General features: G+C 69.4%; 22 protein-coding genes and 1 tRNA gene. 12 read left to right on the forward strand and 11 right to left on the reverse strand.

Annotated features, from left to right (window positions below):
- Both fusA and K206_RS0130090 read left to right on the forward strand, forming a co-directional pair.
- Positions 1-1830: elongation factor G (gene fusA, locus K206_RS0130085; RefSeq protein ID WP_020206043.1), on the forward strand; the 1830-nt coding region annotated here is incomplete at its 5' end.
- Positions 1831-1911: 81 nt separating this feature from the next.
- Positions 1912-2181 carry a hypothetical protein gene (locus K206_RS0130090; protein WP_020206044.1) on the forward strand — a complete coding sequence of 90 codons (270 nt, stop codon included), beginning with the start codon at positions 1912-1914 and terminating at the stop codon, positions 2179-2181.
- A 97-nt stretch (positions 2182-2278) separates the two neighbouring features.
- Here K206_RS0130090 and K206_RS0130095 read toward each other — a convergent pair whose 3' ends face one another.
- Positions 2279-3013 carry a GntR family transcriptional regulator gene (locus tag K206_RS0130095; protein WP_020206045.1) on the reverse strand — a complete coding sequence of 245 codons (735 nt, stop codon included), beginning with the start codon at positions 3011-3013 and terminating at the stop codon, positions 2279-2281.
- A 170-nt stretch (positions 3014-3183) separates the two neighbouring features.
- Here K206_RS0130095 and pcaB point away from each other — a divergent pair, with 170 nt between their 5' ends.
- The 3 genes from pcaB (at position 3184) to K206_RS0130110 (ending at position 7450) form a co-directional block, all read left to right on the forward strand.
- Positions 3184-4560 (forward strand): 3-carboxy-cis,cis-muconate cycloisomerase, encoded by a 1377-nt coding sequence (gene pcaB / locus K206_RS0130100; protein ID WP_020206046.1) that lies wholly within the window; start codon positions 3184-3186, stop codon positions 4558-4560.
- A 22-nt stretch (positions 4561-4582) separates the two neighbouring features.
- Positions 4583-5947, forward strand: a complete 1365-nt coding sequence (locus tag K206_RS0130105; RefSeq protein WP_155888335.1) for a cation:dicarboxylate symporter family transporter — start codon at positions 4583-4585, stop codon at positions 5945-5947.
- A 108-nt stretch (positions 5948-6055) separates the two neighbouring features.
- Positions 6056-7450: a lyase family protein gene (locus K206_RS0130110; RefSeq protein ID WP_052166025.1), complete on the forward strand. Its 1395-nt coding sequence runs from the start codon at positions 6056-6058 to the stop codon at positions 7448-7450.
- Positions 7451-7476: 26 nt separating this feature from the next.
- On the opposite strand, the gene K206_RS0130115 is transcribed toward K206_RS0130110, so the two are convergent.
- The 5 genes from K206_RS0130115 to K206_RS0130135 form a co-directional block, all read right to left on the reverse strand.
- Positions 7477-8238, reverse strand: a complete 762-nt coding sequence (locus K206_RS0130115; protein ID WP_231401709.1) for a GntR family transcriptional regulator — start codon at positions 8236-8238, stop codon at positions 7477-7479.
- 148 nt (positions 8239-8386) lie between these two features.
- Complete coding sequence (locus K206_RS0130120; protein WP_081651567.1) at positions 8387-8599, reverse strand: tripartite tricarboxylate transporter substrate-binding protein; 213 nt, start codon at positions 8597-8599, stop codon at positions 8387-8389.
- 39 nt (positions 8600-8638) lie between these two features.
- On the reverse strand, positions 8639-9808 hold the full coding sequence (locus K206_RS0130125) for an acetyl-CoA acetyltransferase (protein WP_029044251.1): 1170 nt from the start codon (positions 9806-9808) through the stop codon (positions 8639-8641).
- Entirely contained in the window at positions 9805-10215 is a 411-nt protein-coding gene (locus K206_RS0130130; RefSeq protein ID WP_052166023.1) for a Zn-ribbon domain-containing OB-fold protein, read from the reverse strand. The genes K206_RS0130125 and K206_RS0130130 overlap by 4 nt, the downstream gene beginning before the upstream one ends.
- A 26-nt stretch (positions 10216-10241) precedes the next feature.
- The gene (locus tag K206_RS0130135) at positions 10242-11144 is read right to left on the reverse strand and encodes an SDR family oxidoreductase (protein ID WP_029044252.1); all 903 of its coding nucleotides are present in this window, start codon (positions 11142-11144) and stop codon (positions 10242-10244) included.
- Between the two features lie 44 nt (positions 11145-11188).
- Between K206_RS0130135 and K206_RS44695 the strand changes: the two genes are divergently transcribed.
- Positions 11189-11320: a hypothetical protein gene (locus K206_RS44695; protein WP_255359662.1), complete on the forward strand. Its 132-nt coding sequence runs from the start codon at positions 11189-11191 to the stop codon at positions 11318-11320.
- A gap of 220 nt (positions 11321-11540) precedes the next feature.
- Here K206_RS44695 and K206_RS0130140 read toward each other — a convergent pair.
- From K206_RS0130140 to fdxA, 3 genes are all read right to left on the reverse strand, one after another.
- Positions 11541-11616 (reverse strand) — tRNA-Asn (locus K206_RS0130140).
- Between the two features lie 261 nt (positions 11617-11877).
- Positions 11878-12984 (reverse strand): NAD(P)/FAD-dependent oxidoreductase, encoded by a 1107-nt coding sequence (locus K206_RS0130145; RefSeq protein WP_020206054.1) that lies wholly within the window; start codon positions 12982-12984, stop codon positions 11878-11880.
- 111 nt (positions 12985-13095) lie between these two features.
- The gene (gene fdxA / locus K206_RS0130150; protein WP_020206055.1) at positions 13096-13419 is read right to left on the reverse strand and encodes a ferredoxin FdxA; all 324 of its coding nucleotides are present in this window, start codon (positions 13417-13419) and stop codon (positions 13096-13098) included.
- Between the two features lie 370 nt (positions 13420-13789).
- Here fdxA and K206_RS0130155 point away from each other — a divergent pair, with 370 nt between their 5' ends.
- From K206_RS0130155 to rmuC, 6 genes are all read left to right on the forward strand, one after another.
- Complete coding sequence (locus K206_RS0130155; protein ID WP_020423969.1) at positions 13790-14338, forward strand: hypothetical protein; 549 nt, start codon at positions 13790-13792, stop codon at positions 14336-14338.
- A gap of 77 nt (positions 14339-14415) precedes the next feature.
- The gene (pncB, locus tag K206_RS0130160) at positions 14416-15594 is read left to right on the forward strand and encodes a nicotinate phosphoribosyltransferase (protein ID WP_020206057.1); all 1179 of its coding nucleotides are present in this window, start codon (positions 14416-14418) and stop codon (positions 15592-15594) included.
- Between the two features lie 61 nt (positions 15595-15655).
- Positions 15656-16342, forward strand: coding sequence for a lactate utilization protein C (locus K206_RS0130165; RefSeq protein WP_020206058.1), 687 nt, complete (start codon positions 15656-15658; stop codon positions 16340-16342).
- Positions 16343-16550: 208 nt separating this feature from the next.
- Positions 16551-17975 carry a sodium:proton antiporter gene (locus K206_RS0130170; protein WP_029044253.1) on the forward strand — a complete coding sequence of 475 codons (1425 nt, stop codon included), beginning with the start codon at positions 16551-16553 and terminating at the stop codon, positions 17973-17975.
- The gene (locus K206_RS0130175; protein ID WP_020206060.1) at positions 17972-18970 is read left to right on the forward strand and encodes a D-glycerate dehydrogenase; all 999 of its coding nucleotides are present in this window, start codon (positions 17972-17974) and stop codon (positions 18968-18970) included. The genes K206_RS0130170 and K206_RS0130175 overlap by 4 nt, the downstream gene beginning before the upstream one ends.
- A 61-nt stretch (positions 18971-19031) precedes the next feature.
- Positions 19032-20513 (forward strand): DNA recombination protein RmuC, encoded by a 1482-nt coding sequence (gene rmuC, locus K206_RS0130180; protein ID WP_020206061.1) that lies wholly within the window; start codon positions 19032-19034, stop codon positions 20511-20513.
- 105 nt (positions 20514-20618) lie between these two features.
- On the opposite strand, the gene K206_RS0130185 is transcribed toward rmuC, so the two are convergent.
- Together K206_RS0130185 and glp are read right to left on the reverse strand one after the other, a co-directional pair.
- A complete protein-coding gene (locus K206_RS0130185; RefSeq protein WP_020206062.1) occupies positions 20619-20885 on the reverse strand; it encodes a hypothetical protein in 267 nt (88 codons plus the stop codon).
- 150 nt (positions 20886-21035) lie between these two features.
- Positions 21036-22084 (reverse strand): gephyrin-like molybdotransferase Glp (gene glp, locus K206_RS0130190; protein ID WP_020206063.1); only part of this gene is annotated, 1049 nt, incomplete at its 5' end.

The raw sequence follows: 22084 nt of genomic DNA on the forward strand, positions 1-22084 counted from the left end.
GACTTCACCATCGAGGTGGAGCGCTCGATGCGTGTGCTCGACGGCGCCTGCATGGTCTACGACGCGGTCGGCGGCGTGCAGCCGCAGTCCGAGACGGTCTGGCGCCAGGCCAACAAGTACAAGGTGCCGCGCATCGCCTTCGTCAACAAGATGGACCGCGTGGGCGCGGACTTCTTCCGCGTGCGCGCGCAGATCGCCGAGCGCCTCAAGGGCACCCCGGTGCCGGTGCAGATCCCGATCGGCGCCGAGGATGGCTTCCAGGGCGTGATCGACCTCGTCAAGATGAAGGCCACGGTGTGGGACGACACCAGCCAGGGCCTGCATTTCGAGTACCGCGAGGTGCCCGCCGAACTGCTGGGCCTGGCCACCGAGTGGCGCGAGAAGATGGTCGAGGCGGCGGCGGAAGCCAGCGACGAACTGCTGCACAAATACCTCGGCGGCGAGGCCCTGAGCGAGGAAGAGATCAAGGCGGCGCTGCGCCGGCGCACCATCGCCAACGAGATCGTGCCGATGCTGTGCGGCAGCGCCTTCAAGAACAAGGGCGTGCAGACGCTGCTCGACGCCGTCATCGACTACCTGCCGTCGCCGATCGACGTGCCCGCCATCCTCGGCCACACCCCGGACGACAAGGAAGCCGAACGCCATCCGAGCGACGACGAGCCGTTTTCCGCGCTGGCCTTCAAGATCATGACCGATCCCTTCGTCGGCCAGTTGATCTTCTTCCGCGTCTATTCCGGCGTGGTGAACTCGGGCGACACGGTCTACAACCCGGTCAAGGACAAGAAGGAGCGCCTCGGCCGCATCCTGCAGATGCACGCCAACGTGCGCAGCGAGATCAAGGAAGTGCGCGCCGGCGACATCGCCGCCGCGGTCGGCCTCAAGGAGGCGACCACCGGCGACACGCTGTGCGATCCGGCCAACGTCATCATCCTCGAGCGCATGAGCTTCCCCGAGCCGGTGATCTCGCAGGCGGTCGAGCCCAAGACCAAGGCCGACCAGGAAAAGATGGGCCTGGCGCTGAACCGGCTGGCGCAGGAAGACCCGTCGTTCCGCGTGCATACCGACGAGGAATCGGGCCAGACCATCATCTCCGGCATGGGCGAGTTGCACCTGGAAATCCTGGTCGACCGCATGAAGCGCGAGTTCAACGTGGAGGCCTCGGTCGGCAAGCCGCAGGTGGCCTACCGCGAGACCATCAAGCAGGCCGCCAAGGACGTCGAGGGCAAGTTCGTCAAGCAATCCGGCGGGCGCGGCCAGTACGGCCACGTGGTGATCGACCTCGAGCCGCAGCCGGCCGGCAAGGGCTACGAGTTCGTCGACGCGATCAAGGGCGGCGTGGTGCCGCGCGAATTCATCCCGGCGGTGGACAAGGGCATCCGCGAGACGCTGGAGACCGGCGTGCTGGCCGGCTATCCGGTGGTGGACGTCAAGGCCACGCTGGTGTTCGGCTCGTACCACGACGTCGACTCGAACGAAAACGCCTTCCGCATGGCCGGCTCGATGGCGTTCAAGGAAGGCATGCGCCGCGCCAGGCCGATCCTGCTCGAGCCGATGATGGCGGTGGAAGTGGAGACGCCCGAGGAGTTCACCGGCAACGTGATGGGCGACCTGTCCTCGCGGCGCGGCATCGTGCACGGCATGGAGGACATCGCCGGCGGCGGCGGCAAGCTGGTGCGCGCCGAGGTGCCGCTGGCCACCATGTTCGGCTACTCGACCTCGCTGCGCTCGCTGACCCAGGGGCGCGCCACCTACACGATGGAATTCAAGCACTACACGGAAGCGCCGGCCAGTGTGGCGGAGGCCGTCATCAACAGCCGGCAGACGCGCTAGCGTGCCCTGAGCGGCAGGGCGAAGGCGCCGCGCGGCCGGCACGTGCCGCGCGGCGCCGCTTCGACTCGAAAGGAGAGTGCGATGGCCGAGCAGCTATATCCCCATTTGCCTGCCGATGAGCAGCACGAGGTCCAGGTCCTGTGCGAGCGGCTGGGCTTCGCGCCCGGCGATTTCGAGATCACGCAGGAACAGGCCGACGCGGGCCAGCCGCGCCGGCTCGGCGTGCGGCGGCTGTCGACCAGCGCGCAGAGCGCCTACGAGGCGGCCCCGGGGCTGGCGTGGATAGAAGAACTGGAAAGCGACCTGGAGTGCGGGCTGTACGGGCAGCCGTCGCGCAGCGCTTCGGCATAGCGCCGCGCGCAAGCCGCAAGAGAAAACAAAAGGCCGGCGGCCGTCATGCCGGCCTTTTGCTTTTCCGGCGCCCGCCGCTTCCGTTGCTTCCGCCGCTTCAGGCGCCCGAGCGCTGCAGCCGCATCGACACCGAGAAGCGCTCCGCCGGATGGACCGAGACCGACACCTCGAACGCCTCGCCGGCCTTGTCGAGATAGCGGCGCACGATCTTCAGTGCGGCGGCGCCGACGTCGAGCCGCAGCGCGCGCGCCAGGGCCGCGTCGGTCACGGTGCAGGCGCGCACGTCCTGGTGGATCTCGGCGATCTGGCGGCCGTAGCGGGTCTCGATCAGGGCGCTGATCAGCGTGTCGGGGGACGCGCGCACCAGTTCGCCGATCTCCCCGTAGGCCGGGTCCACGTAGACGTCGGTCCAGCCGATCGGCGCGCCGGCGGCGTCGCCGGTCATGCGCAGGCTGGACACGCGCAGCCAGCGGCTGCCGCTCGCGCAGCCCAGTTCCTTCGCCAGCGCGCCGGTCACTGTCACCTCGCCGGTCGACTGCACCACGCGCAGGTGTTCCTCGCCGAACTGCACGAGGTCGTCGACCGAGGCCAGCGACGGCCGGAAGACGGTCTTCGGCCTGGCCGCCTCGACGCGCGTGCCGACGTTCTTGCGCCGGGACACGAGGCCGAGCTGCTGCACCTCCTGCAAGGCGGCGCGGATCGTGTGGCGGCTGGTCCGGTATTGCTCGCACAGCTCGAACTCGGTCGGCAGCAGCGAGCCGACGGCGAAGCGGCCGCTGGTGATGCCTTCGATCAGCTGGCGCGCGATTTCCGCGTAATTAGGCTTGGTCATGCAAAGGCACTGGATTCTGACTAAGGGTTAACGCTTGGTTGAGGGGAATGTCCGGACATATTACACTATGCATATGTCCGGACATATATGTCCGATTGTGTTGCGGTTCTTCCGCTGCTCTTTCGCGTTTCTTCCGCGCTTCCGTCATTTCCACTCGCTCATCGGGCCCCATGCTAACTTCCTCCCTTCCGGCGGCAAGCACCGTCGTTGATTCCATCCTGTTCCGCGACGCGTTCGGCACGCAGAAGATGCGGCAGGTATTTTCCGACGGCGCGCTGATCCAGCGCTACATCGACGTCGAGGTGGCGCTGGCGCGGGCCGAGGCGCGCGCGGGCGTGATTCCCGCCGATGCGGCCGAGGTGATCGCGCGCGAGTCGCGGATCGAGCGCATCGACTTCGACCACATGCGCGAGGAAACCGACATCGTCGGCTACCCGATCCTGCCGCTGGTGCACCAGATGGTGGCCATGTGCGGCGAGGCCGGGCGCTACGTGCACTGGGGCGCCACCACCCAGGACATCATGGACACCGCGGTCGCGCTGCAGGTGCGCGACGCGCTCGACAGCATCGATGCGGACGTGCGCGAACTGCGCGGCGTGCTCGCCGCGCTGGCGCAGAAGCACCGCGACACGCCGATGGCCGGCCGCACCCACCTCCAGCAGGCGCTGCCGGTGACGTTCGGCTACAAGGTGGCGATCTGGCTGGCGATGTTCGACCGCCACCAGCAGCGCATCGCCGAGCTGCGCCCGCGCGTGGCCGTGGTCGAGTTCGCCGGCGCCGCCGGCACGCTCGCCTCGCTCGGCGACAAGGGTTTCGAAGTGCAGAAGGCGCTGGCCGAGGAACTCGGCCTCGGCGTGCCCGCCACCACCTGGCACGTGGCGCGCGACGGCTTCGCCGAAGCGGTCAACCTGCTGGCCCTGGTGACCGGCTCGCTGGGCAAGATCGCGCTCGACATCATGATCATGGCCTCGACCGAGTTCGCCGAGGTCTACGAGCCGTTCGTCAAGGGCCGCGGCGCCAGCAGCACCATGCCGCAGAAGCGCAACCCGATCTCCAGCGAGCTGATGCTCGCCGCCTCCAAGGCGGTGCGCCAGCATGCCGGCCTGATGGTGGATGCGATGGTGCAGGACTTCGAGCGCGCCACCGGCCCGTGGCACGCCGAGTGGATCGCCATTCCCGAGAGCTTCATCCTCACCTCGGGCGCGCTGCACCAGGCCAGGTTCGCGCTCGGCGGCCTGATCGTCGACGAGGCGCGCATGAAGCACAACCTGGGCATCTCGCGCGGCCTGATCGTGGCCGAGGCGGTGATGATGGGCATGGCGCCGTACATCGGCCGCCAGCAGGCGCACGACGTGGTCTACGACGCCTGCCGCACCGTCAACGAGCACGGCGGCACGCTGGCCGAGGCGCTGGCCGCGCTGCCCGCGGTCACGGCGCATTTCGACCGCGCCGCCATCGAGCGCATGACCGACCCCGCCAACTACCTGGGCCTCGCGCCGCAGATGGTCGACCGCGCCGTGGCGCTGTCGGCGCAGGCCGGGGTCTGAGATAGCGGTGGAGGAAGACATCATGCACAACGAATCCACCGGCGCCGCCACGACGGCGCCCCCGAAGCCGCTGCCCTGGTACCGCAAGCTCGGCATGCAGGTGCTGCTGGCGCTGATACTCGGCATCGCGGTCGGCTTTGCCTTTCCGAAGCTCGCGCCGCAGCTCAAGCTGCTGGGCGACATGTTCCTGTCGCTGATCAAGGCCGGCGTGGCGCCGCTGGTGTTCCTCACCATCGTGCACGGCATCGCCTCGGCCGGCGACGTGCGCAGCGCCGGGCGCGTGGGCTGGCGCTCGATCGTCTATTTCGAGGTGATCTCCACCATCGCGCTCATCTTCGGCCTGTTCGCCGGCAACCTGCTGCAGACCGGCAAGGGCATGACCGCCGCCGCCGGCGCGGCGCCGGTGGCCGTGGCCAAGGCGGCCGCGCCGCAGGGCTTGCTGGAGTTCCTGCTCCACATCGTGCCGGACAACTTCGTCGGCGCCTTCGCCAAGGGCGAGCTGCTGCAGGTGGTGGTGCTCGCGGTGATGGTCGGCATCGGCATCCTGGCGATCCCGGAGTCGCGCCGCGCCAAGGTCAACGACGGCCTCGAGACCATCTCCGAGGTGCTGTTCTCCTTCATCAACCTGGTGATGAAGCTCGCGCCGATCGGCACGTTCGGCGCGGTGGCCTACTCGGTGGGCAGCAACGGCGCCGCCGTGCTGGTCGCGCTGGCGCAACTGGTGCTGAGCTTCTACGCGGTGGTGGTGCTGTTCATCGCCGTGGTGATGGGGCTGGCGGCCCGGCTGGCGGGCTTCAGCCTGTGGCGCTTCCTGCGCTACATCAAGGACGAGATCCTGATCGTGCTCGGCACGGCGTCGTCCGAGAGCGCGCTGCCGCGCCTGCTGATCAAGCTGCAGCGCCTGGGCTGCGCCAAGCAGACGGTCGGGCTGGTGCTGCCCACGGGTTATGCGTTCAACCTCGACGGCACCTCCATCTTCATGGCGATGGGCGTGATGTTCATCTCGCATGCCTACGGCGTGCCGCTCACGCTGGACCACCAGATCGGCATCCTGCTGCTGATGCTGCTGACCTCGAAGGGCGCGGCGACGGTGTCGGGCGGCTCGTTCGTGGTGTTCGCCGCGACCGTGACCTCCACCGGGCTGCTGCCGGTGGAAGGGCTGGCCGTGATCTTCGGCGTCTACCGCTTCCTGTCGATGGCCATCTCCACCTGCAACACCATCGGCAACGGCGTGGCGACGGTGGTGGTGGCGAAGTGGTCGGGCACGTTCGACGCCAAGGTGGCCGAGCCGTACTTCTATCCCGAGCGCTATCCCGGCTTCGCCGCCGACGCCGCGGCGGTCGAGGTCGATCCGCATGGCGCGCTGCCCAAGGCGCCCACGCTCTGACCTGCGCGCAGGTCCACCACGCGGCCCGGCGGTGTCCGCCGTCTTCCCGAGCGGGGAGCGGCCGGCGCCGCCGGGCCGCTTCCACCGGATTGAAACCAAGTGAACACCATGACGGCTACCCGCGTCGAGCATGACGCCTTCGGCCCGGTCGAGATTCCCGCCGACCGCTACTGGGGCGCGCAGACGCAGCGCGCGCTCGGCGTCTTCGAGGTCGGCGACGAGCGCTTCCCGGCCTGTCTGGTCCGCACCTTCGGCCTGCACAAGATGGCGGCGGCGCGCGCCAACGTGCGCTGCGCCGCGCTCGATCCCGCGCTGGCGCAAAGCATCGAGGCCGCCGCGGCGGAACTGCGCGCCGGCCGCTTCGACACGCATTTCCCGCTGACCATCTGGCAGACCGGCTCGGGCACCCAGACCAACATGAACGCCAACGAGGTCATCGCCAACCGCGCCAACGAGCTGCTCGGCCAGCCGCTCGGCACCAAGTCGCCGGTGCATCCGAACGACCACGTGAACGCCTCGCAGTCCTCCAACGACAGCTTCCCGACCGTGATGCAGATGGCCGCGGCGCTGGAAGTGCGCGAGCGCCTGCAGCCGGCGCTGGCGCTGCTGCGCGATACGCTGCAGGAGCGCGCGCGCGCCTTCGCGGGCGTGCTCAAGGTGGCGCGCACGCACCTGATGGACGCCGTGCCGATGACGATGGCGCAGGCCTTCGAGAGCTTCGCCACGCAGGCCGCCGGCGGCCTCGCGCGGATCGACAGCGTGTTCCCGCGCCTGCTGGTGCTGCCGCAGGGCGGCACCGCGGCCGGCACCGGCCTCAACGCGCCGCGCGGCTTCGACCAGGCCTTCTGCGAGGAAGCCGGCCAGCTCGCGGGCCTGGCGTTCAGCCCCAGCCCCTGCAAGGTCGAGGGCATGGCCGCGCACGACACGCTGGTCGAGCTCTCGGGCGTGCTCAACGTCATCGCCACCTCGCTGGCCAAGATCGCCAACGACCTGCGCTGGCTGGGGTCGGGGCCGCGCTGCGGCCTGGGCGAGCTGGTCATCCCGGACGACGGGCTGACCTCGTCGATCATGCCCGGCAAGCGCAACCCGACCATCGCGGAAGTGGCCGTTCAGGCCGCCATGCAGGTCATGGGCAACCACGTCACCGTCACCCTGGCGGGCGCGTCCGGCAACTTCGAGCTCAACGTCGCCAAGCCGGTGCTGATCCACAACATGCTGCAGTCGATCCGCGTGCTGTCCGACAGCATGCAGGTGCTAGCGCGCAAGCTGGTGGCGGGGCTGGACGTGAACCGCGAGCGGCTGGCCGCCAACGTGGACGGCGCGCTGCTGGCCGTGACCGCGCTCAACCCGGTGATCGGCTACGACCGCGCCGCGCGCATCACGCGCACCGCGCTCGAGCGCGGTATCACGCCGCGCGCGGCGGCGCTCGAGCTGGGGCTGCTGAGCGGGGAGGAGTACGACCGCCTGGTCGATCCCGCCAGGATGGCGCGCGGACTGGCCTAGCGCGCGCAGGCCCGGGCCGGCGCGGTTCAGGTCGCCGCGGCGGCGGCCGGCGGCATGCGCCGCTGCAGCACCGTGGTGTAGCTGAAGCGGTCCGCCGGCTGGATGCTGATGGAGACTTCCATCAGCGTGTGCGACTGGTCGTAGTACTGGCGCACGAACTCCAGCGCATGGGCGCCGGGCTCCGTGCCGAGCTTGGCCGCCAGCGCCTCCGGCACGCCCACGGCCCTGGCCGTCTGCCGGATCTCCATCACCACGCTGCCGGTCACGTCGCTGATGAGGTCGCAGATCAGCTCCTGCGTATGGCGCAGCTGGCGGCGGATCTTGCCGCCGTCGGCCGCGCGCACGTACACGTGGAACCATGCCACCGGACAGGCGTGCGTGAGCGGGTCGACGCGCGCCGCCTGCACCTCCATCCAGTGCGTGCCGGGCGCGCAGCCCAGGCGCGCGGCCATTTCCACGTCCACCACGATGTTCTTGATGCTGTGGATCACGCGCTGGGTGTTGGCGCTGTACTGCAGCAGCTCGTCGACGGTGGAGATGGTCGGCGCGTAGCCGGTGGCCGGCGGCGCCGAGGCCTCGACGCGCGTGCCGGCGCGCTTGCGGCGCGAGATGAGCCCGAGCGCCTGGACCTGGTCGAGCGCCGCGCGCACCGTGCCCCGGCCGACGCCGTACTTCTGCGCGAGCTCGAGCTCGCCGGGCAGACAGCTTCCCACGGGATAGGCGCCTGAGGCGATGTCGTTCAACAACATCTCCGTCAGCTCGACGTAACGCGGCTTCGTAACGCTCACGGCTTGGTCCGGACCAGGTAAATGACGAGCGGATTATATCGCCGCACCCGGCGCCCGCCGCGAAGCCGTCCGGCGCGATGCCGCCGTTCACCTGTTCCGGGCTCCGCTCCTGCATCCGCCCCCGCATCCGCCACCCCATGCCATGTCCTCACTCGAGCTTGATGTTGGCGTCCTTGACCACCTTGGACCAGCGCGCCATTTCCTGCTTGATGTAGTCCATGAATGCCGGCGGCGTGGACGGCGCGGGGATGTAGCCGAGGTCGCCCACGGTCTTGCGGAACTGCGCGTCGGCCAGCGTGTCGGCCACCGCCTTGTTCAGCACCGCCACCACGCTGTCGGGCGTGCCGGCCGGCGCGAGCAGGCCATACCATCGCTGCGCCTCGTAGCCCTTGAAGCCGCCTCACAGCGCGGCCGCGGTGCCGAGGATCGCGGTCGACTGGCTCGACAGCGTGGCGCCGTTGCCGTGCACCAGCGCGATCTCGGCCTTCTGCTGCCGCTCGCCGGCCTCGCCGCGCAGCTGGCGCACGGCCTCGATGACGAGGAACACGCCGTACATGCCCGGATGCCCGAACGACAGGCCGCCGCCGTTGGTGTTGACCGGCAGCGTTCCGCCCGGCGCGATCGCGCCGCCGCTGACGAAATTCCCGCCTTCGCCCTTGGGGCAGAAGCCGAGGTCCTCGAGGAACAGGATGGTGTTGATGGTGAAGGCGTCGTACAGGCACAGCAGGTCGACGTCGTCCTTGGTCACGCCCGCCATGCGGTAGGCGCGCCGGCCCGATTCGGTCGCGGCCGTCACGGTCAGGTCGTGCATCGAGGAGATCTGGCGGTGCCACAGCGCCGAGGCATTGCCGAGCACGTAGGCCGGCGGCTTCGGCGTGTCGCGGGCGCGGTCGCCGCGCACCAGCACGAAGGCGCCGGCGCCGTCGGTCAGCAGGCAGCAGTCGCGCACGGTCAGCGGGTCGCAGATCATGCGCGAGGCCAGCACGTCCTCGACCGAGAGCGGGTCGCGCGAATAGGCCTCGGGATTCAGCCGCGCCCATGCGCGCGCGGCGACCGCCACTTCCGCCAGTTGTTCGCGCGTGGTGCCGAACTCGGCCATGTGGCGCGCCGCGGCCAGCGCGTACGCGCTGATCGGCTGCATCGGCTGGTACGGCGTTTCATAAGGCTGCGGGTCCAGCACCTGCCGCATCTTGCCGACCGCCGCGCGGTCCACCGCGCCGCTGCGCTGCGTGCTGCCGTAGCAGACCAGCACGGCGTTGCATTCGCCGGCGGCCAGCGCGTGCATGGCCGGCAGCAGGTGGGCGACGAAGCTCGAGCCGCCGAGCATGGTGCTGTCGACGAAGGCCGGGCGGATGCCGAGGTATTCGGCCACCGGCATGGCCCACATGGTGGCCGACGCGCTGCACGTGCACAGGCCGTCGATGTCCGCCATGGTCATCCCGGCATCGGCCACCGCGCGCGCGGCGGCCTGCGCCAGGATCTCCATTTCGGTATAGCCGCGGGCGCTGCCCAGGCCCGCCTGTCCGACGCCGACGATGGCCGTGGTGCCGCGCAATGTCGACGCGCTCATGCCGTGCCCTCCGTCAGCGTGAAGACCACGAGATGCGTTTCGCCCTCGGGGCGCACGCGCGCGCGCACGCGGTCGCCGATCCTGGCGGCGGCCGGGTCCGGCGATTCGATCTGGCTCATCATGCGGAATCCTTCGTCGAGATCGACCAGGCACAGGTTGCGGTCGCCGCCGGCTTCGGCCGGGCGGCGCATGACGGTGGTCGAATGGACCGTGCCGCCGCCGGACGGCGCGATCCATTCGAATTCGCCGGCGCCGCAGTTCAGGCAGTGCATGCGCGGGTAGAACACCACGGCGCCGCAGCCGCGGCATTTCGGCACGCGCCACTCGCCGCCGTCGAGGTAGCGGAAATAGGTCTGCTCGGGTCCGGCCGCGGGCGGCGCGCCGTCCTTCGTCACTGGTTTTGACATGATCGTCCTGTGTGCGAAGCGGGAATTCAGATGGGGTCCCAGCACACGACGTCGGGCGAGCGCTCGAGGTCGTAGAAGCTGGTGCGCATGGCGGGGATGGCGACCTCGGCGATGGTCTGCGGCGTCCAGCCGTCGCTGCGGTGCACCGAGCGGATCGGGCGCGGCTGGCTGAACAGCAGGATCTCGTTGGCGCGCACGCCGAAGATCTGCCCGGTCACGGCGCTGGCCGCGTCGCTGGCGAGGTACACGGCCATCGGCGCGATCTTGCCGGCTTCCATGCGCTTGAGCTTGTCGACGCGCGCGGCTTCTTCCGGCGTGTTGGCCGGGATGGAGTCCGTCATGCGGCTCCAGGCGAACGGCGCGATGCAGTTCGAGCGCACGCCGTACTTCTGCATGTCCAGCGCGATCGACTTCGACAGCGCCACGATGCCCAGCTTGGCGGCGGCATAGTTGGCCTGGCCGAAGTTGCCGATCAGCCCCGAGGTCGACGTCATGTGGACGTAGGCGCCGCCGTTCTGCGCCCTGAAGTGTGGCGCCGCGGCGCGGCTGACGAAGAAGCTGCCATGCAGGTGCACGTCGATCACGGCGCGCCATTCTTCCTCGCTCATGTTGTGGAAGAAGCGGTCGCGCAGATTGCCCGCGTTGTTGATGACGGCATCGATGCGGCCATAGGTGTCGAGCGCGCACGCGATCACGTTGGCCGCGCCTTGCCAGGTCGTCACGCTGTCGGCGTTGGGCGTGGCCGTGCCGCCGGCCTGCGCGATCTCCTCGGCCAGGCGCCCGGCCGCGCTGCTGTCGCCGCCCTGTCCGGACAGGGACACGCCGACATCGTTCACGACCACCTTCGCGCCGGCCAGCGCCAGCGCCAGCGCGATGCCGCGGCCAATGCCGCCGCTCGCGCCCGTCAATACGACAACCTTGTCTTCCATTCTCAGCCTCGGTGTGCGGCGGCGTTCTGCGCGCCGGCTTGTTTATGTTCGAACATATTTTGTATGCTGAACATATTGATGTCAAGCCTGCGCCGCCGCCGGCGGCGATGGCGGGCGTGGCGCCGCGCGGGCGCGCAGGAAGCGAGGAAAGCTGGATGCGCGAACGCGCAGGGTGACGGCGGGAGAGGGGAGGTGTGAGTCGACGAACAGGCTGGCAGGCGTGCCGGCAAGACATGGCGTCCGCGCAAGGGAACGCGGCAGGCAGGAGGTAACGCGGGGGAGGGGTGGCACGCGCGATGGCACGCGGGGCGGCGGTGCTTGCTGTCCGCCATGCGCCAGGGCGAATCCAAAAGCAAAAAAGCCCGCAATTGCTTGCGGGCTTTTCTACGATACTTTTGGCTCCCCGAGCTGGGCTCGAACCAGCGACCTGCGGATTAACAGTCCGTCGCTCTACCAACTGAGCTATCAGGGAACAGCAGAGAAAAGGATTATAACCAGTTTCTCGTTTATTCGTCAACACCTGCGCGGTAGTTCTTACCGCCGGTGCCGCGAAACTTCTGGTTCCGCCTGAACGGTCCCGATGCGCCGGCCGGTGCTGCTGGCCGTGTGCCGTCGGTGTTCGATGGCGAGGGCCACATTATAGGCAATGTTTTTGATTTCTGCCATAAAAAAACCGCCCGGAAGGGCGGTTTTTTTGTTCCCGTCCGCTTCACCGGACGGTGGCCATCGCTGTTCAGTCGAACACGGGCGAATCGACGCCCAGGATCTTGTGCAGCTTCGGCGAGGTGGTGGTGTACTGCATGTGGATTTTCTTCTCGGGGAAGATGTAGGGCGCGGCGCCGAAGGCGGCCAGCGCGGCTTCGTGGAAGCCCGAGAGGATCAGCTTCTTCTTGCCGGGGTAGGTGTTGATGTCGCCCACCGCGAAGATGCCCGGGATGTTGGTCTCGAACTTCTCGGTGTCCACCTTGATCTGCTTGCGCTCGAGCGCCAGGCCCCACTCGGCGATCGGGCCGAGCTTGGGCGACAGGCCGAAGAACACCAGCAGGTCGTCCAGCGGCAGGCGGCGCGTCACGCCGTCGGCGCCGGTCACCTTGATCTCGGTGAGCAGGCCGTCCTTTTCCTCGTAGCCGCTGATCTGGCCGACCACGAACTGCATCTCCAGCTGCTCGCACAGTTCCTTCATCTTGGCCACCGAGGCGGGCGCCGCGCGGAAGCCGTCGCGGCGGTGGATCATCACCACCGACTCGGCCTTGCCGATCAGGTCCAGCGTCCAGTCGAGCGCGGAGTCGCCGCCGCCGACGATGACCAGGTTGCGGCCGTGGAAGCGGCTCGGATCCTTGACGCGGTAGAACAGCTGCTTGCCCTCGAACCTGTCGATGCCCTCGACCTTGACCGTGCGCGGCTGGAACGAGCCCACGCCGGCGGCGATGAAGATGGTCTTGGTGATGAAGCGCGTGCCGAGCGAGGTCTCGACGAAGAAGCGGCCGTCGTCGCGGCGCTCCACCACCGAGACTTCCTGGCCCAGGTGGAAGGTCGGCTCGAACGGCTCGATCTGCTTGAGCAGGTTGTCGGTGAGCTCCTGGCCGGTGCAGATGGGCACCGCCGGGATGTCGTAGATCGGCTTGTCCGGATACAGCTCCACGCACTGGCCGCCCACCACCTTCAGCGAGTCGATCACGTGCGCCTTGATTTCGAGCAGGCCCAGTTCGAAGACCTGGAAGAGTCCGACCGGTCCGGCGCCGACGATCAGCGCGTCGATTTCCAGCGGCTGGCCGCCGGCGTTGCCGGTGGCCACGCTGAGGCTGGCGTCGGCGACGGGGTTAGGAATGCTCAAGTCCATATTCGTCCTGATACGTTGTGGGCACCGATGTGCCCGGCATGACGGGAAAACGCGTATGTGGGGACGGCTTCCTGGCCTGTTCTGCTCTCTTGATCCGGCGGATCCAGGCGTTCAGCGCTCGAGGTACTGCAGCTTGTCGCCGACGTCCTTCCACTGGTCGGCGTCGGGCAGCGGCGACTTGGTCTTGGTGATGGACGGCCAGTTGCGCGCGAGCTCGGCGTTGAGGTCGATGTACTGCTGCTGGTCGCCGGGCACGTCTTCTTCCGCGTAGATCGCGTTCACCGGGCATTCCGCCACGCACACCGCGCAATCGATACACTCGTCCGGGTCGATGGTGAGAAAGTTCGGACCTTCGCGGAAGCAATCGACCGGACACACGTCGACGCAGTCGGTGTATTTGCAGCGGATGCAGGATTCGGTGACAACGTGAGTCATTTCGGTTCCAGAAAAACGGGGTCGGCTTCGATGGGGGGATCAGGCTTGCTGTGCACTGCGAATCACGCCGCCGGGCGGGGCCGGATGGGATGCCCCGCGGGTTCACCATCCGTCCACCATGAGTTCACCGTGCGCGGCGCGAGCGCAGGCCGTGGCCTTTCAAAGACCGATATTGTAGCCGAGGCGCAAACCTAGGGTAATCCTCCTATATAGCCGGATCAGATAGTTTTCTTATTTCTTTATGTAGGTTTGATCCAGCGCAGTACCGGCGCGCCCGCGCCGGCGCGCTTTGCTGGCTCCCGGCCCGGCGCCGTTGTATGCTCCCCAGGGCCTGCCCGCGCCGCCGGCGCGCCAAAACGAGGAGAACGCCATGCCAGTTCCCGTCCGCCAGCAGCCCGCCGGCAGCGCCCGGCGCACGCGCGCGGCGGCGCGGCTCGCCGGGCTGGCGCTGCTGCCGGCCCTGGCCGCGCCGGTGGCGCACGCGCAGACGCTGGCGCAGGCCGGCGGCCCGTCCGAGAGTGTGGTGGCGCGGCTGATGGCGTGGCGCATGGAGACCGACCGGCCGGTGTCGCTGGCCGCGCTGACCCGCTTCGAATGGGACGACTTCGGCGTGGTGGTCGAGCCCGCCGGCGAGGCCGTGGCCAATTGCGGCCAGGCCGGCTTCATGCCGTGCGATGCCGGCCTGCAGCCGGCGCGCGGCGCGCCGGTCCAGGTGCTGGTGTTCCGCCGCGCGGCCACGCCGGTCTACCACGAGCGCATCACGGTGCGCTCGGCCGTGTTCGCCGAACCGCTGCCGAGCGCCGTGCCGCGCGCGCAGGCCACGCTGATCGGATGCCCAGGCTACAACGGCGAGACGCTGTGGTGCCTGCGCGGCAGCGCGCGCGGCCGCCAGCCGGACCGCTTCCTCGATGGCGGGTGAGCGCGCCCGCCGCCAGCCCTGCGTGCGCGCTTTCGGTTAGCATGTCGCACTGACTTGGCTTTGCCGTCCGGCCTGACATGATCATCTCATCCCTGCTCGACACCGACCTGTACAAATTCACCATGATGCAGGTGGTGCTGCACCATTTCCCGGCGGCGCAGGTCGAGTACCGCTTCAAGTGCCGCAACGCGGGCATGGACCTGACGCCCTACGTGGACGAGATCCGCGACGAGATCGCCCAGTTGTGCCAGGTGCGTTTCACCGAGGACGAGCTCGACTACCTGCGCGGCCTGCGCTTCATCAAGAGCGATTTCGTCGATTTCCTCGGACTGTTCCACCTCAACCAGAAATACGTCACGGTGGCGCCCGCCGCATCGGGCGCGGGCGAGATCGAGATCACCATCCGCGGCCCGTGGCTGCACACCATCCTGTTCGAGGTGCCGCTGCTGGCCATCGTCAACGAGGTGTACTTCCGCAACACGCAGCCGCAGCCGGACTGGCGCGAAGGCCGCCGCCGGCTCGAAGAGAAGCTGGCCCTGCTGAAGATGCCCGGCCACGCCGACTGCGTGATCGCCGACTACGGCTCGCGGCGCCGCTTCTCGCGCGACTGGCAGGAAGAGGTGCTGCAGACCATGCGCCGCGTGCTCGGGCCCCAGTTGGCCGGCACCAGCAACGTGCATTTCGCGCGCATGCACAACCTGATCCCGCTGGGCACGATGGCGCATGAATACCTGCAGGCCTGCCAGGCGCTCGGCCCGCGGCTGCGCGACTCGCAGGTGTTCGCGCTCGAGGTGTGGGCCAAGGAGTACCGCGGCGACCTCGGCATCGCCCTGTCCGATACCTACGGCTTCGACGCCTTCCTGCGCGACTTCGACCTCTATTTCTGCAAGCTGTTCGACGGCGTGCGCCACGATTCCGGCGACCCCTTCGCGTGGGGCGAGCGCATGCTGGCCCACTACGCCGCGGGCCGCGTCGACCCGCTGGGCAAGACGCTGATCTTCAGCGACAGCCTCGACATCCCGCGCGTGATCGAGCTGTACGAGCGCTTCGGCGGGCGCTGCCGGCTGGCCTTCGGCGTGGGCACCAACCTCACCAACGACCTCGGCTACACGCCGCTGCAGATCGTCATCAAGATGACCCGCTGCAACGGGCAGCCGGTGGCCAAGCTGTCGGACACGCCCGAGAAGACCATGTGCGACGATCCCGCCTACCTGACCTACCTGCGGCAGGTATTCGGCATCAAGGCGCCGGCCTGAACCCGGGAACCCGGGAACCCCGGCCTCCAGACATTCCGCATCCACCACCGGACAGCAACGCATGGACACCTCTTCCGCACGCGACCGCATCTTCGCCCGCATCCGCGCCGCCCAGGGCCGCGCCGCCGGAGTCAGCAACGGCGAGCGCGCGGCGGTGGCCGACTATCTCGCGCGCCATCCGGCCGGCCCGCGCCCGCCGGCGCCGGCGGACCGCATCGCCGCGTTCGAGGCGCAGGCGCTCAAGCTGGCCTCCACGGTGGCGCGCGTGGCGACGCTGGCCGACGTGCCGGCCGAGGCCGCGCGCTACCTCGACAGCCTGGGCCTGGCGCGCCGCGCCATCGCCTGGGACAGCTTCGGCGCGCTCGACTGGCAGGCGCACGGCCTGGCGGTGGAGTGCCGCCTGCCCGAGCGCGACGCGCAGGCCGACCACGACCACGGCGACCTGGTCGGCATCACCGGCTGCTTCTGCGCCATCGCCGAGACCGGCTCGCTGATGCTGCTGTCCGGGCCGCAGACCTTTGCCTCGGCCGCGCTGCTGCCGGAGACGCATATCGCGGTGGTGCCGGTCTCGCGCATCGTCGACGGCCTCGAGGACGCCTTCGCGCTGGCGCGCGGCGAGCGCGGCGAATTGCCGCGCGCCACCAACGTCATCAGCGGCCCGTCGCGCACCGGCGACATCGAGCAGACCATCGTGCTCGGCGCGCACGGGCCCTACCGCGTGCACGTGATCCTGGTCGAGCAGGACTGAGCGCCGCGCGCCCGGCGCCCGCGCGGGAAAGCCGCAGGAAAGTTCGGCGGAAAGCCGGCGGAAAGCCACGGCGATTGCTTTACACTTGAGGCCTTCGCCGCGCGCCGGCGGCCCGCCGTGCCGGCGCCTTGCCGGCCGGCGCGCTGTCTCCGCCCGCCGCCTTCGCCCGGCGCGGGTGCCGCAATCCAGAACCAGGAGATCCCGCCCGATGCGCCGTGCCCCCGCCTTGCTTTCACCACTGCTCGCGCTGACGCCCGGCCTGGCCGGCGCGGCGGAGCTCGATGGTGCGGCGCTGTCGCCGGCATGGGCCCTGCCGTTCGCCGGCACGCTGCTGTCGATCGCGCTGTTGCCGCTGCTCGCGCCGCGCTTCTGGCATCACCACTACGGCAAGGTCGTGGCGGCCTGGGCGCTGCTGTTCCTGGTGCCGTTCGCGCTGGCCTTCGGCGCGCATGCGGCGGCCGCCAGCGCCGTGCATGCGCTGCTTTCCGAATACGTGCCGTTCATCGCGCTGATCGCCTCGCTCTACATCGTGGCCGGCGGCATCTGCGTGCGCGGCAACCTGCACGGCACGCCGCGCCTGAACACCGGCCTGCTCGCGCTCGGCACGGTGCTGGCCAGCCTGATGGGCACCACCGGCGCGGCCATGCTGCTGATCCGCCCGCTGCTGCGCGCCAACGACAACCGGCGCCACGTCGCGCACGTGGTGGTGTTCTTCATCTTCCTGGTGGCCAACGCGGGCGGCGCGCTCACGCCGCTCGGCGACCCGCCGCTGTTCCTGGGCTTCCTCAAGGGCGTGGATTTCTTCTGGACGCTGCGCAACATCCTCCCCGAGACCCTGTTCATCTGCGGCGCGCTGCTGGTGATCTTCTACTTCGTCGACCGGCACTACTACCTCAACAGGGAAGAAGAATTGCCGGCCGCGGCCGATCCCACGCCGGACTCGGCGGGCATCCGCATCGAGGGCAAGCGCAATTTCGTGCTGCTGCTGGCGGTGGTCGGACTGGTGCTGATGAGCGGGCTGTGGCAGCCCGGCATCGCGTTCGACGTGATGGGCGCGCCGGTCGGCCTGCAGATGGCCGTGCGCGACGTGCTGCTGGTGGCGGTGGCGCTGCTGTCGCTGTGGATCACGCCGGCCGCGGCGCGCGCCGGCAACGAGTTCACCTGGGAGCCGATCCTCGAGGTGGGCAAGCTGTTCGCCGGCATCTTCCTGACCATCATCCCGGTGATCGCCATGCTCAAGGCCGGCGCGGACGGCGCGTTCGCCGGCGTGATCGGCCTGGTCAGCGACGCCGGCGGCCAGCCCGTCGACGGCATGTATTTCTGGGCCACCGGCATCCTGTCGTCGTTCCTCGACAACGCGCCGACCTACCTGGTGTTCTTCAACACCGCCGGCGGCGATGCCGCCACGCTGATGACGCGGAACGCCTCCACGCTGGCGGCGATCTCGGGGGGCGCCGTGTTCATGGGCGCCAATACCTACATCGGCAACGCGCCCAACCTGATGGTCAAGGCCATCGCGGAAAGCCGCGGCGTGCGCATGCCCAGCTTCTTCGGCTACATGCTGTGGTCGGGGTGCGTGCTGGTGCCGTTGTTCCTGATGATGACCTTTATCTTTTTCCACGTCCAAGCATGAGCAAGCCATCCATTCTCGTGACCCGCGCCGTCTTTCCCGAAGTGATCGACCGGCTCGCGCAGTATTTCGACGTCGACAGCAACCAGCAGGACGAGGCGCTCGACGCCGCCGCGCTGAAGGCGCGCCTGGCCGGCAAAGCCGGCGTGCTGGCCAATGCCGCGGACCGCATCGACGGCGCGCTGGTGGCGGCGCTGCCGGCGCTGCGCGCGGTCTGCAACATGGCCGTGGGCTACAACAACCTCGACGTGGCGGCGCTGACCGCCGCTGGCATCGTGGCGACCAACACGCCCGACGTGCTGACGGAAACCACCGCCGATTTCGGCTGGGCCCTGCTGATGGCCACCGCGCGCCGCGTGACCGAGTCCGAGCACTGGCTGCGCGCCGGCAAGTGGGAGCGCTGGAGCTTCGACATGTTCCTCGGCATGGACCTGCATGGCAGCACGCTCGGCATCCTCGGCATGGGCCGCATCGGCCAGGCGCTGGCGCGGCGCGCGGCGGGCTTCGGCATGCCGGTGATCTACCACAACCGCAGCCGCCTGCCCGAGGACACCGAGCGCGCGCTCAACGCGCGCTACGTCAGCAAGGCCGGGCTGCTGGCGCAGTCCGACCACCTGATCCTGGTGCTGCCGTACAGCGCGCAGAGCCACCACAGCATCGGCGCGGCCGAGCTGGCGCAGATGAAGCCGTCGGCCACGCTGGTCAACCTCGCGCGCGGCGGCATCGTCGACGATGCCGCGCTGGCCGAGGCGCTGCGCGAGCGCCGCCTGTTCGCCGCCGGGCTCGACGTGTTCGAGGGCGAGCCGCAGGTGCATCCCGGCCTGCTGGCGGTGCCCAACGTGGTGCTGACCCCGCATATCGCCAGCGCCTCGGAGAAGACCCGCCGCGCGATGGCCGACCTTGCCGCCGACAACCTGATCGCCGCGCTCGACGCCGGGCCGCAGGCGGGGCACCCGTCCTCGGTGATCAATCCCGACGTGATGGCGCGCCGCCGCTGAAGCCTGTGCGCCGCCGTGGCGCGCCATGCCGCCACGGCGTTCCCGATCCTTCCCGACCCACATGAACCTGATTTCCCTCCTGACGCTGGCGCTCGCGGCGGCCGCGGTATTGCTGCTGCTGGCATTGGTGCTGCGCGGGCGCGGCGACGGCGCCAGCCCGGAACTGGTGCGGCTGCTCGCCGAGCTGCGCGCCGAAGGCGCGCGCGGCACCGAGCGGCTCGACCGGCTCGAGCGCGAGCTGCGCACCGAGATCGCCGAGAGCGCCCGCACCGGCCGCGGCGAGGCCGGCCAGCAGATGATGCGCTTCCAGCAGGCGCTGTCGTCGCAGCTTACCAGCATCGCCACGCTGCAGAACAACCAGATCGACATGTTCGCGCAGCAGCTCGCCAAGCTGACCGAATCCAACGCCGCGCAGCTCGACCAGGTCCGGCAGAACCTGCTGGCGCAGGGCCAGCAGGCGCGCGAGGAGCAGGGCGCGGCGCTGCGCCGCTTCGGCGACGTGCTGCAGCAGCAGCTGGGGCAGATGTCGGAGGGCAACGAGCGGCGCCTGGGCGAGGTGCGCGCCACGCTCGAGCAGAAGCTCAAGGAGATCGAGGCCAACAACGCCGGCAAGCTCGAGGAGATGCGCCGCACCGTGGACGAGAAGCTGCACGCCACGCTCGAGCAGCGCCTGGGCGAGTCGTTCAAGCTGGTGTCCGAGCGGCTCGAGCAGGTGCATCGCGGGCTGGGCGAGATGCAGGCGCTGGCGCAGGGCGTGGGCGACCTCAAGCGCGTGCTGACCAACGTGAAGTCGCGCGGCACCTGGGGCGAGGTGCAGCTGGAGATGCTGCTCGAGCAGGTGCTGACCAGCGAGCAGTACGCCAAGAACGTGGAGACCGTGCGCAATACCGGCGCGCGCGTGGAGTTCGCCATCCGCTTGCCGGGCAAGGACCCCGACGGCGGCGTGGTCTGGCTGCCGATCGACGCCAAGTTTCCCAAGGAGCAGTACGAGCGCCTGCTCGACGCGCAGGAGCGCGGCGACGCGGACGGCGTGGCCGCGGCCGGGCGCGAGCTGGAAGTGGCGATCCGGCGCGAGGCGCAGACCATCTCGGAGAAATACGTCTCGCCGCCGGCCACCACCGACTTCGCCATCCTGTTCCTGCCGACCGAGGGGCTGTACGCCGAAGTGCTGCGCCGCCCCGGCCTGGTCGACCTGCTGCAGCGCGACCACCGCATCACGGTGGCCGGGCCGACCACGCTGATGGCCCTGCTCAACAGCCTGCAGATGGGATTCCGCACGCTGGCGCTGGAGCGGCGCTCGAGCGAGGTGTGGAGCGTGCTCGGCGCGGTCAAGACCGAGTTCGGCAAGTTCGGCGTGGTGCTGTCCCGGACGCGCGACACGCTCGAGCGGGCCGCGCGCAACATCGAGCAGGCCGAAGTGCGCACGCGCCAGATGGAGCGCAAGCTGCGCACGGTGGAGGCGCTGCCCGGCGAGGCCGCGCAGGAACTGCTGGGCCTGGAAGCGGCGCCGGAGCCGGACGGCGAGGAAGGGGAGGCCGGCTGAGTGCCGGCGCCCGCGTGACGCCCGCGACAGCGGCAGGCAGCAAAAAGCGCATCGGAACGATGCGCTTTTTTCAGGCTTGCGGCCGGGCGGAGCGGGTGGACCGGATCAAGGCAGGTCGCGGACCGTGACCTCGATGCCGCCGAAGCGCGCCGCGACCCAGTTGTAGGCCTTGCAGGCCAGCCACAGCAGGCCGAAGCCGACCAGCGCGTTGAGTATCAGCGCCGTGAACACCGTGATGCCCGGCAGGTCGCCGTAGCGGATGAAGGCCACGAACAGGCCCAGCAAGACGATAGGTACCGAGAAGCACAGGTACACCAGCACCAGCGCGCGGGCGGTTTTGACCGGGTGGAGGTACGCGATCTCCTGATTCATGACAGCTTGGGGCATAAGCAGAGTAATGTTGCGCAAGTGTATCGAATGGGTGCTGCGGCGCATAGTCCGCCACCCGCGGGGTGCGGAAATCCCCCGGTCTGATGGCTAAACAATCGTAAAACTGCGGCACAAAAACGACACCGGGCCAGCCTACATCAGCCCGTCGAACAGCATCACCTCGACTTCGTCGCCCGCGCCCACCATGCCCTGGTCGTGGCCGAGCACGATGAAGCAGTTGGCCTCGCTCATCGAGCGCAGCACGCCGGAGCCCTGCTGGCCGGTGATGCCCACCTGCCAGCCGCCGTCCGCGGCCTGCGTCAGGATGCCGCGCTGGTACTCGGTGCGCCCGGGTTTCTTGCGGATGGGCTGCGTGCTGCGCACGCGCATCAGCGGCAGCGGCGGCACCTGGGCGCCCATCTGCCGGTGCAGCGCCGCGCGCACGAAATGATAGAACGTCACCATCACCGCCACCGGGTTGCCGGGCAGCCCGAACAGCAGCGCCTCGCGGCCGTGGGAGGCGATGCGGCCGAACGCCATCGGCCGCCCCGGGCGCATGGCGATCTTCCAGAACGTGACGTCGCCCAGCCGCGCCATGATCTGCTTCGTATAGTCGGCGTCGCCCACCGACACGCCGCCCGAGGTGATGACGGCGTCGGCATTCTCGCAGGCGCTGCGCAGCGCGGCTTCGAGCGCGTCGGGGTCGTCGCGCACCACGCCCATGTCGAGCAGGTCCACGTCCAGGCGCCGCAGCATGCCGTGCAGGGTGTAGCGGTTGGAGTCGTAGACGCAGCCCGGCCCGAGCGGCTCGCCGATCGAGCGCAGCTCGTCGCCGGTGGAGAAGAAGGCCACGCGCAGGCGCCGGCGCACCTTGACCTCGGCCACGCCGAGCGAGGCCAGCAGGCCCAGGTCGGCCGGGCGCAGGATGCGTCCGGCGGCCAGCGCGGGCTGGCCCACGGCGAGATCCTCGCCGCGCAGGCGGCGGTTGTCGCCGGCGCCCACCGCGGCCGCGTCGAAGCGGATCAGGCCGTCCCGCGCCTGCACGAATTCCTGCGGGATCACGGTGTCGCAGCCGGGCGGCATGATGGCGCCGGTCATGATGCGCGCCGCCTTGCCCGGCGCGACCGGCGGGCAGCCCGCGCCGCCCGCGAAGGCGCTGCCGGCGACCGCCAGGGCGACCTCGCCGCCGGCCGCCAGCGCGC

The organism is Cupriavidus sp. WS, assembly GCF_000395345.1.
Taxonomy (GTDB): Bacteria; Pseudomonadota; Gammaproteobacteria; order Burkholderiales; family Burkholderiaceae; genus Cupriavidus; species Cupriavidus basilensis_B.